General features: G+C 40.9%; 6 protein-coding genes. 5 read left to right on the top strand and 1 reads right to left on the bottom strand.

Annotated elements, in window-relative coordinates:
* Positions 1-287: 287 nt before the first annotated feature.
* The 3 genes from K2F45_RS03265 (at position 288) to K2F45_RS03255 (ending at position 5614) form a co-directional block, all read left to right on the top strand.
* Positions 288-1853, top strand: coding sequence for an amidohydrolase (locus tag K2F45_RS03265; protein ID WP_248932998.1), 1566 nt, complete (start codon positions 288-290; stop codon positions 1851-1853).
* Positions 1854-2048: 195 nt separating this feature from the next.
* Entirely contained in the window at positions 2049-2954 is a 906-nt protein-coding gene (locus tag K2F45_RS03260) for a GLPGLI family protein (protein ID WP_248932996.1), read from the top strand.
* Positions 2954-5614, top strand: coding sequence for a peptidase associated/transthyretin-like domain-containing protein (locus tag K2F45_RS03255; protein ID WP_075990948.1), 2661 nt, complete (start codon positions 2954-2956; stop codon positions 5612-5614). The genes K2F45_RS03260 and K2F45_RS03255 overlap by 1 nt, the downstream gene beginning before the upstream one ends.
* Positions 5615-5748: 134 nt before the next feature.
* On the opposite strand, the gene lipA is transcribed toward K2F45_RS03255, so the two are convergent.
* Entirely contained in the window at positions 5749-6630 is an 882-nt protein-coding gene (gene lipA, locus K2F45_RS03250; protein ID WP_075990947.1) for a lipoyl synthase, read from the bottom strand.
* 173 nt (positions 6631-6803) lie between these two features.
* Here lipA and K2F45_RS03245 point away from each other — a divergent pair, with 173 nt between their 5' ends.
* On the top strand, positions 6804-9038 hold the full coding sequence (locus K2F45_RS03245) for a beta-N-acetylhexosaminidase (RefSeq protein ID WP_248932995.1): 2235 nt from the start codon (positions 6804-6806) through the stop codon (positions 9036-9038).
* Between the two features lie 261 nt (positions 9039-9299).
* Positions 9300-12119: a carbamoyl-phosphate synthase large subunit gene (gene carB / locus K2F45_RS03240; protein WP_075990945.1), complete on the top strand. Its 2820-nt coding sequence runs from the start codon at positions 9300-9302 to the stop codon at positions 12117-12119.
* The last annotated feature ends 7 nt before the right edge of the window (positions 12120-12126 follow it).

Genomic DNA, 12126 nt, shown 5'->3' with positions numbered 1-12126 from the left:
TTCGTATTTTCCTTACTTTTCCTGCACGTCCCATTTCAAAACTTGACAGATGGTCTCCTGTCCGAACAATATGCGGCAACTCAGCATAAGCGCCTCACGTAAGCCAATTCGATCAGCTAAAGCAATTCGATCAGCCAAAACCTCAAGTCCGCATATCCAGCAGACCTAGCCCCAAGTCTAGTTTCAGTTTATTAAAAGCTTTTTCCTATTTTTAGGTTATGAAAACCTTCCCAATAATCATTTTTTTGTTCTGCTTGACGATCATATCATGTTCACCGCAAACGAAAGTGGACCTTATTGTTTATCATGCGCAAGTATATACTGTAGATTCGGCTTTTAGTACAGCACATGCTTTTGCTGTCAAAGATGGTAAGTTTATGGCCATTGGTTCCGATGAAGAAATACAGCGAAAGTACAAAGCAATAGAAAAAATTGACGCACAGGGGAAGGCCGTTTATCCGGGATTCTACGATGCCCATGCGCATTTATTTGACGAGGCCGAACTAATGGATCAAGTCGACCTAAACGGCGCCGATTCTTTCGAGGAGGTTATTCAACGTGTCAAAAACTACCAACAAAAAAACCCAGGCAAAACTTGGCTGATCGGTGGTGGCTGGGACCAAAATCGCTGGAAAGATAAAACTTTCCCAACCAAGAACCTACTCGATAAAGCTTTCCCGGATATCCCCGTCTACCTCATGCGTGTAGATTATCATGCGGCGGTTGCGAACTCCAAAGCACTCGAATGGGCAAAATTAACGAGTATCCCCATCATTCGCGGCGGTGTAGTCGGCGGGACTAATGATACTCCCAATGGTCTCTTGATCGACAATGCAATGGATCTTGTCAATAAGACAATTCCGGTTCCGAGTGAAAAAGAATATTTAAGAATGCTCAAGCGGACGCAAGACTCTCTCCTTTCCGTTGGCCTTACCTCCATTGTAGACGCAGGTTTATCAAAAGAAAGACTCGATCTGCTAAAAAAATACTATCGGGAAGGGCAGTTGAAAATTAGAGATTATGCCATGATCCTAGGCAATCCCCAAAATATAAAGTCATTTATCGATCAGGGTTTCTATGAAACAGACCGTTTCGAGATCAAAGGATTTAAACTGCTCGCCGATGGCGCATTGGGATCCCGTGGTGCATGCCTCCTTGCGCATTACCATGATGCCCCCACCCACGGCTTTCTCCTCCATAGCCCTCAAGATTACGAAGCAATGATCAAACAGATTGCCGAAAGTAAGTTTCAGTCAAATACCCATGCGATAGGCGATTCGGCCAATCGTATTATATTGGATATTTATGGCAAATACCTCCACAATAATGGCGATCGTAGATGGCGAATCGAGCACGCCCAAATTATATCGCCTGCAGATTTTGATAAGTTTCGAAAGTATCAAATCATACCATCTGTACAACCCACACATGCAACCTCCGATATGTACTGGGCCAAAGATCGACTCGGTGAAGAACGTATGAAAGGCGCTTACGCTTATAAGCATCTGTTGGAAGAATATGGAAAACTCGCATTGGGGAGTGATTTTCCGGTCGAACATTTCAATCCCTTATATGGTTTCCACGCGGCAGTAGCCCGCGTCGACAAAAAAGGGTATCCTAGCCACGGATTTCAGATGCAAGACGCGATAAGCCGTGAAGACGCTTTGAAAGGAATGACAATCTGGGCTGCATACTCCTGTTTTCAGGAGAAAAAAAGAGGAAGTATCGAAGTGGGAAAAGATGCCGATTTTGTTATCCTCGAAAAGGATATCTTGAAAATTCCGAATGAGCAACTGCGAAATGTAAAAACAGAACGGACAGTAATTGCAGGTGAGACTGTGTTTAAAAGATAACAATAGCGCATATGCCTAAATATGTCTACTAAACTTATATCGCTAACCATACAACATAGTTAACAAAAAAGATAGCTAACAAATCAACATTTATTCACCTGCAGTAACCTGCCCTAGAGAGGATTACAAGGAAAATTTAGAATAAATTTTCCTGATTACGAATATTTCGTATATTTACGATATAAACATACATTTATGAAATATTCATTACCATTCCTATTATCCTTAGCGACGCAGCTGTTATTTGCACAAGAGCGTACTCCAGCGATCGCAAAAGTACATTACGAATTCAAGCATGTAAATGATAGCACCCAACGGGATCAATTTATACGCGATGAAACAGTCGTTTACCTGAATCAACAGGCCAGCTACTACACATCATATTCATCCAAGCGCATGCAAGATGAGGTCAAAAAACAAATGGAGGGCCCCAGTTTCGACGGTACACTAAACATTACTACTCGCTCGACACCATCAAGCTCTTCCTATTTATTAGACGCCAATCAGAACAAAATGACCGAAGTGGTTAGCGTTGCCAGTGACAATTTTGCCATTCCACAGGCTTATCCTACTCAAGATTGGGAAATACTGGGTGACCGCAAAGAAATTGGTGGCTACAATTGCCAGAACGCAAAAACAACATTCAAAGGCCGGACCTATATCGCCTGGTTTACAACCGAGCTACCGTTTTCCTATGGTCCGTGGAAACTTCATGGTCTTCCTGGCCTAATTCTGGATGCCCGTGACACAAAAAATGAGGTGATTTTTGCTTACGCCGGATTCGACAAAATTGAGGATGGCAAAACATCAGTGGCCCTGCCGCAAAACGCCATCGTAAGTACTGCAGAAGAGGTAAAAAAAATTCAGGAAGCCTTTAAGGCTAATCCACAAGCTTATATGCAAGCCCAATCGGGAAAAAACAGAACCATCAGTGTAGGTTCATCGGGCAGTATGGTTGCAGTTAGATCCAGTTCCGGCTCCGGAGGAGGCTCCCCTGCCGGTGCTTTGGATCCGTCAAAAATAAAGAGTTTCAATATTTCAAGAGACGATAAATACAAACCTTCAAAAGTTACCAACAATCCGATAGAGCTGACGCCTTAATGAAAGTATTTTTATGTTTATTTATATTCGTTTTGCTTGGGCAAATAACCTTTGCCCAGCAAACGATTAGTGGAACGGTCCAAGTGGATAAGACGCAGCATCCCGTACCCTTTGCCAGTGTCAACATCCTTTCAGACAACAAAATTATCGCTTTCAAACCGACAGATAAAGAAGGGCGTTTTACAATTACATTAACAAAGGACTATGCAAGCCTCTACCTGCAGATCAATCACCTTACTTACGAAAAATTTGAACTCAAACTTGGCACGCAGACATCCAATCTTCGGATCGCCCTCGTACCAAAAACCAATCTACTACAAGATGTCATTGTAAAGAGCAAACCTAAAGTAAGCCGTTCAAATGATACAATCTCCTACGACGTCGGGTCTTTTGCCAAAGAAGAGGATCGAAATATAGGCGACGTAATCAAACGTCTTCCGGGTATGGAAGTTACCGAATCGGGTCTTATTAAATACCAGGACAAAACCGTTTCTAAACTTTACATTGACGGTGACGATCTATTGGAAAATCGCTATGGTGTAGGTACACGGACAATCCCGCATAAAATGGTAAAGGACATTCAGGTACTCGACAATCACGAACATTATAAAGTCCTTAAAAATAAAAGATTTACAGACGACGTCGCCATAAATCTCGTTATCAAAGAGGAAGCAAAGCTAAAACTCACTGGGCAAGCCAAAATTGGCGTCGGCACGCCCAATCTCTATGATCCCGAATTGAACTCAATCCTATTCAACAAAAAAGTTAAGATGTTGAATGTCCTCAGCGGTAATAATACAGGCATTGATCTTTCCGGAGATATCATCGGCGCCAATCAGTCCTCTTTACTGGCCAAGTTTGGCAGCTCGCCCATCAACAACCTCCTGGCGACGAGCACAACAGGCAGTCCAAATATTCCTAAAAACAACTATTATTTCAACAATACAGGTTCGCTAAACACCAATAACCTATACAACCTCAAGAATCACTGGCAGCTAAAATCAAATATTCAGGTTTTATACGACAACGATAGGCAAAATAATGCCGCAAGCACACAATACCTGCTCGATGATGGCGACGTCTATTTTAATGAGCAAAATCATCTGAAAACAGCGCGATGGCTTGGCGCAGCCAGACTTTCGGCATCCACCAATACGGAAAAGAAATATGCGAGTAATGCCTTGTCATTTGAGTATGAAAAAAAAGATATAACAGCATTGTTGGCAAACTCTTCAGGCCAGATCGAGCAGTTCCAAAAACACCACATCAAGGGATTCAGCAACTTGTTTAGCTATATACCCCAACTTAAAAACAATGACATTATTGCAATCAACTGGTCTTTAAATTATGGTAATAAACCACAGACTTTACAGATCTATCCCGGCGTTTTTCCAGAAATACTCAACGATAGCATTCCCTATAAAAGTAGCCGCCAGCAAATTGAAATTCCTTCCTTTTTTACGGAGATCAGTACAGGTTATCGCTTCAATAAAGGCAGAATCAAACAATACTATCAAATTGGCTTCAATACAGATCGCCAACACTTCAACTCGCTCCTTACAATAGCGGATAATGATCAACATATTCGAGCATTGGGCGATAATACCCGTAATGATCTGTATTGGAGCAGGTCCCAAGCATTTATTACTCCTCAATATTCCTGGAAAACAAATCGGTTTGAAACCCAGCTCGACATCCCGGTAACCTATTTATTTACCCATTATGAAGACGTCAGTCATCAGCTGTCCACGTCCAAAAATTCCATGCTGATCAATCCTAATTTAAAAGCGAGATGGCAGGTTTCTCAAGAAGACTATCTTCAATTTAACTATCAATTTGCGCAGGACATTGGTAACATAGAAGATATATACCGTGGTGCGGTATTACGGAACTATAGAATGCTCAGCCAAAATAATGCAGCGCTAAATGAATCCAAAAAACATACATTTAATCTCAATTATAATTTAGCCCGCACCCTAAAAGTATTATTTGCAAATGCTGGTATTAGCTATTCAAGATCGCTTTCCAACACGATATTATCTTCCGTTATAAAAAATAACATCACCGAAAATATCTTGGTCAATATGGATAACCTGCAGGAGCGCTGGTCTTCTCAGATCGGGTTTGATAAATACATTTTCCCCCTGGCAAGTACCCTCAAACTAAAAGGAAGCATTTCTCACTTCAAATACAATCAATTGTTAAACAATGCCCTAGTCCCTATTCGAAGTATGAGCTATCTATTTCAACCCAGTATAGAAGCTAAAGTCTTTACATCTTATAACATTTCCTATTCTGGACTATTCAATTGGAGCAGGAGTAAACAACAGGGCCTGGACAATACGATCCAAAATAAAACCACCACAATGATGCATAATATAGGTTTTCCGACCAGCCCATTCAAAAATGGCTTTATGCGGCTAAACCTGCGCAATCTTGCCACCTTTCAAACAAACATGAAGAATGCAAGTTATACCTTCATAGACTTTTTTACGCGCTACAAGGTCAACAAGTGGAAAATGGACTTCGAATTGGAAATGAATAATTTGGCCAATATCAAAAACTATCGTACTTATCTGATGACGGCCAATATGATTTCCCAGAATGAATTTGAACTTCGCGGGAGAACAATTTTACTCCGCACAGTTTTTAACCTTTAAAGCATCAGACTCCATCGAAAAGAAACAATTGCCTTGAGCTATTAAAAAAAGAAGCCTGAGCAAAAAATCACTCAGGCTTCTTTTTATATCTTGCGAAAAAAGTATTCTTCGTTAAAAAACTTTAGAACTATTTTCTATTGCATATCGAATAGATGTTTCTCAGCATGATAAGAAGAACGAACCAACGGTCCAGACTCCACATACTTGAATCCCATTTCTAAACCAATTTTCTGATATTTCTCAAACTGTGCAGGTGTAATCCATTCGATTACAGGATGGTGAGCTTTCGTAGGCTGTAAATACTGACCCAATGTCAAAATATGTACCCCGACGTTATATAAATCTTGCATTGCCTCGATAACATCTTCCTCAGTTTCACCTAGGCCAAGCATAATTCCCGATTTTGTACGGAGTCCAGCTTCAGAAATGCGACGTAGGCACTCGAGTGAACGATCGTATTTAGCCTGAACGCGAACTTCTCTTGTCAAACGACGGACAGTTTCGAGGTTGTGCGAAACAACTTCGGGACGCACTGCGATCACGCGGTCCAAATTATCCCATTGTCCTTTAAAATCTGGCAAAAGTGTTTCTAGGGTTGTTTCTGGGCTTTCTCTACGGATTGCGTTGATTGTCTCCGCCCATATTACCGAACCACCATCTTTTAGATCATCACGATCCACCGAAGTGATCACACAGTGTTTTACCTGCATTAACTTGACAGAATTGGCGACACGATTGGGTTCATCCAAATCAACTGCCAAAGGACGACCGGTTGCTACCGCACAAAATGAACAAGAACGCGTACAGATATTTCCCAAAATCATGAAGGTTGCCGTTCCAGCGCCCCAACATTCGCCCATATTCGGGCAATTTCCACTCTCACAAATTGTATGTAATTTATGCTCGTCTACAAGACTTCTGACATGTCTATATTCTTTACCAACAGGCAATTTGACACGCAACCAATCAGGCTTGCGTTGTGCAGGAGTTGCCGGAATAACTGGAAGTTCAATCATACAACAAAGTTAAGGATTAAAAATGTAATTTCTAACCGTCAATTTGTTGGTTTTATATCATAATAAATGACCGATTGCCACCAATTATAGAATTATGAAACAAAAATTAGGATATTTGTGTTGATTATCATTAATCTAATAACAAAACTATGCGACTGAGCCGATCTTTATCCATGTTGTTACTTGGGGGTGCAACCATCTTTACTGCACATGCCCAAACCAACTTTGACATTATACCCAAACCTTCGAAAATCACATTGGCTACGGGAACATACGCTATCCCTACACATCTTCAGGTTATTGTTTCAGATGAATTTCAGGAGGCGACACAACTGCTTACTGAACACCCAGCTATCAAAAGCCTAGCTGTCGAAGTACTCAAGAAAAATAAAAAAGGCCCAAAAGAAGGCTTTCGCATTATTAAAGCAGTCGATGCAGATAACCTTAGCAAGAACGCCTATTCCATCCAAATCGATGAAAAAGGCCTGCTACTCAGAGCCTGGAATGTACCCCAGGTTATCAATGGGATTTACACACTGGTTCAATTGGGCTATCTACAAGCTGATCCAAGTAAAATAGCCTATGCGACTATAGTCGATGAGCCACGATTTGCCTACCGTGGCTTACACCTGGATGTATCGCGCCATTTTATGCCACTATCTTTTGTCAAAAAGTATATCGACATCATGGCCATCTACAAATTCAACAATTTTCATTGGCATTTAACCGACGGAGCGGGATGGCGATTGGAGATTAAGAAATATCCGGAGTTAACACAAAAGGCGGCCTGGCGTACACATACGGGCTGGAAAGATTGGTGGAACAATGGTCGTCAGTATGTAGAAAAAGGTAAGCCAAATGCCAGCGGTGGATTCTATACCCAGGAAGAAGCACGCGAATTGGTCGACTATGCAGCCCGTAAAGGAATCAATGTAATTCCTGAGATAGAAATGCCCGGACATTCGGAAGAAGTATTGGCCGTATATCCCGAACTCTCTTGCTCCGGAAAGCCCTATAGTCAGGGAGAATTCTGTATCGGCAATGAAAAAACCTTTGAATTTCTAAAAAATGTTTTGGATGAAGTACTCACGATATTCCCTTCCCAGTACATTCATATCGGCGGTGATGAAGCTGAGAAGAAGCATTGGGAAACCTGCCCAAAAGATCAGGCGCTCATGCAAAAAGAAGGATTAAAATCTGTTGACGAACTGCAGAGTTATGCTATCAAACAAATGGATCTATACCTGCAATCCAAGGGTAGAAAGCTGATCGGTTGGGACGAAATCCTTCAAGGGGGGCTCACAGAAGGAGCTACCGTCATGAGCTGGCGCGGTGAAGACGGCGGCATAAAGGCCGCAAATGCAGGCCATGATGTCATCATGACTCCAGGTTCACACCTCTATTTTGATTCTTATCAGACAGACCCACGGACACAGCCTGAGGCCATCGGGGGTTACCTGACATTAGATAAAGTTTATTCGTATGATCCTATTCCAGCTGCGATACAAGGGGACAAAGCCAAGCATATCCTCGGAGCACAAGCGAATATATGGACAGAATATGTACCTACCACCGAACACCTCGAATATATGGTGTTCCCACGTGCACTGGCTTTGGCGGAAGTCAATTGGACAAATAAAGATGGGAAAAGCTGGACAGACTTTCAGCGAAGACTACAATCACATTATAAGCTACTACAAGATCTAAACGTCAATTATTATCGTCCTTCCTTTAATGTCGCTTATACAGCAACATACAATGCTGCTAAAAACAACAATAAAATTACGCTGACAACGGAGCAACTAAAAACAGATCAGATCCGATATACCATTGATAGCAGTGAGCCTACAATCTTGTCTACACCATATACTGGACCATTTGAACTCAGCTCAACAGGTCATATCAATGCCGCTTATTTTCTAGATTCTATCAAAATCGGTCCAACCCTATCCTTTGATATTGACATTCATCGTGCTATTGGAAAAAAAGTAACGTACAACACAGCATGGTCGGGATATCCAGCACAAAAAGATTCTACCTTAACAAACGGAATCATGGGCGGTCTTTCCTATCACGATGGTCAATGGCAAGGATTCACCAGTCCGATTGATGTTGTCGTGGATATGGAACGCAGGGAGGAAATACACCAAGTAGCCATGAATTTTATGCAGATGATCGGCCCCGGCGTTTATATGCCAGGAGAAATAGAAGTCCTGCTTTCGGATAATGGCCGTACCTTCAGATCTGTAGGAACAATCAAAAATGATATATCCGATAAAGAATCCAAATTAACATTTAAACGTTTCGAGCTGAAACTAGATAAAGCGCAGCAGGCACGCTACATAAAAATCAAGGCCAGCAATCCGAAAAAAGGATATTTATTTACAGACGAAATTATTGTTTATTAACCGAATAATAGACAATTCACGATAATAGTTGGAGAACCTACTCCTTACGTTTTCCAACTATTATTACTGCTTTCAAGACTACTTTTCCAACAAAGGTCATTTTATTTTGAAATATTATTAAAATAAATACTTCATTTTCAAAATTTAAAATGTAACTTTGCACTCCGACAAAGCAGTCGGAATGACCCTTCCCCATGAGCTATTTTTGATTGTCTTTGCTCAGATTTACAATAGGAAATTTAATTTTTTGAACTAGATATAATGCCAAGAAACACTTCCATTAAGTCGGTTTTAATCATCGGATCAGGTCCCATCGTTATCGGTCAAGCTTGTGAATTTGATTATTCTGGATCTCAAGCATCCCTTTCATTGAAAGAAGAAGGTATTGAAGTATCCATCATCAACTCAAATCCTGCAACAATCATGACGGACAAAGTTGTTGCAGACAATGTCTACTTACTTCCATTAACTTGCGAAAGTATTGAAGAAATATTGCAAAAACACAATATTGACGCTGTACTTCCTACCATGGGTGGTCAGACAGCTTTGAACTTATGTATCGAAGCTTCCAACCTAGGTCTTTGGGAAAAATACAATGTAAAAGTTATCGGTGTTGATGTTGCTGCCATTGAAAAAACTGAAAACCGTGAAGAATTCCGTCAATTAATGGTTGATATTGGTGTGGGCGTTGCAACATCCAAAATTGCAAACTCATTCCTTGAAGGTAAAGAAGCGGCACAAGAAATTGGCTATCCGCTTGTTATACGTCCATCTTATACTCTTGCAGGTACAGGAGGTGGATTTGTACACAGAAAAGAAGATTTTGATGCAGCCTTAAATAGAGGCTTACACGCATCACCAACACACGAGGTTTTAGTCGAACAAGCTGTATTGGGTTGGAAAGAATTCGAACTAGAATTGCTTCGCGATACCAACGACAATGTCATTATCATCTGTACAATTGAAAACTTTGATCCAATGGGTATCCACACTGGAGACTCGATCACAGTAGCTCCAGGTATGACATTATCGGACAAATGTTACCAAGATATGCGTAATCAGGCTATCCTGATGATGCGTTCAATTGGTACATTTGCAGGTGGTTGTAACGTTCAGTTCTCTGTAAACCCAGAAAACGAAGAAATTATTGCCATCGAAATCAATCCACGTGTATCACGCTCTTCGGCTTTAGCATCGAAAGCAACGGGTTATCCAATTGCGAAGATTGCAGCTAAATTGGCGATTGGTTACAACTTGGATGAATTGCAAAATCAGATCACAAAGACAACATCTGCATATTTTGAACCAACATTAGACTATGTGATCGTTAAGATCCCTCGTTTCAACTTCGATAAATTCAAAGGAGCAAACAAGGAATTAGGTCTACAGATGAAAGCAGTAGGTGAAGTAATGGCAATCGGCCGTACATTTATCGAAGCTTTACAGAAAGCATGTCAATCATTGGAGACTGGCCGCGCTGGTTTAGGTGCCGATGGTCGTCAATGGAGAAACCTTGACGAGATCATGGATAGTTTGGAACATCCAAGTGGTGACCGTTTATTCCATATCAAAGATGCTTTCGAATTAGGTGTTCCTTTAGAATCTATCCGTAAGGCAACACGTATCGACAAATGGTTCTTAGTACAGATCCAAGAGTTGGTACACCTTGAGCAAGAATTACGTCGTTATCAATTGAATAATATTCCACGCGATTTCTTCATGACCTTAAAACAAAAAGGTTATTCAGATGTACAAATCGCATGGTTACTAGGAAATGTAACAGAGGATCAAGTTTACGATCGTCGTAAGGAGCTAGGTATTAACCGTGTTTACAAAATGGTCGATACTTGTGCTGCAGAATTCCCTGCACAAACACCATACTACTATTCGACATTCGAAGAAGAAAATGAATCGATCTCTTCAGATAGAAAGAAAATCATCGTTTTAGGTTCAGGTCCTAACCGTATCGGTCAGGGTATCGAGTTCGATTACTCCTGTGTACACGGTTTATTGGCAGCTAAAGAATCTGGTTACGAAGCGATTATGGTTAACTGTAACCCAGAGACTGTATCGACAGACTTCAATATGGCTGACAAATTATACTTCGAGCCCGTATTCTGGGAGCATGTACGTGAGATCATCGAATTAGAAAAACCAGAAGGTGTTATCGTTCAGTTGGGTGGACAAACGGCTCTTAAAATGGCTGAGCGTCTAGAGCAACTTGGCGTAAAAATCATCGGTACTTCATTTGAGAATATGGACTTGGCAGAAGACCGTGGCCGTTTCTCCGATCTACTGAAAGAATTGGAAATTCCATATCCAAGATACGGTGTGGCAACTTCAGCAGAAGAAGCATTACAAGTTGCAAACGAAGTTGGATATCCAGTATTGGTTCGTCCTTCTTACGTATTGGGTGGACAAGGCATGAGCATTGTTATCAACGATGAAGATCTAGAAAAAGCTGTTGTCAACTTGTTGAAAAACCTTCCTGGAAACCATATCCTGATCGACCACTTCCTGGATCGTGCAGAAGAAGCTGAATCAGATTCAATCTGTGATGGTGAAGATGTACACATCATTGGTATGATGGAACATATTGAACCTGCCGGTATCCACTCAGGAGACTCTTCAGCTGTATTGCCTCCATTTGGCCTATCACAAGCTGTTCAGGATAAAATGGAAGAATACTCCATTAAATTAGCAAAAGCATTGAACGTAAGAGGTCTATTAAACATTCAGTTTGCTGTAAAAGGTGAAAATGTATATGTTATCGAGGCTAATCCACGTGCATCACGTACGGTTCCTTTCATCGCTAAAGCTTATGATGTTCCTTACATCAATATTGCAACTAAAGTCATGTTGGGTGTTAATAAATTGAAAGACTTTACGATCGAACGTAAACTGAAAGGATACGCGATTAAAGAACCTGTATTCTCTTTCAATAAATTCCCTGAAGTAGATAAGCAATTAGGCCCTGAGATGAAATCAACTGGTGAAGCAATTCGCTTTATCAAAGATCTTCAAGATCCTTATTTCAGAGAATTGTACAATCAAAAATCAATGTTTTTGAATGCACAATAAGACATAT

The organism is Sphingobacterium siyangense, assembly GCF_023277505.1.
In the GTDB taxonomy this organism is placed as follows: domain Bacteria; phylum Bacteroidota; class Bacteroidia; order Sphingobacteriales; family Sphingobacteriaceae; genus Sphingobacterium; species Sphingobacterium siyangense.
Note: the sequence above shows the minus strand (reverse complement) of the source record. Positions and strands in the feature narration are given on the sequence as shown.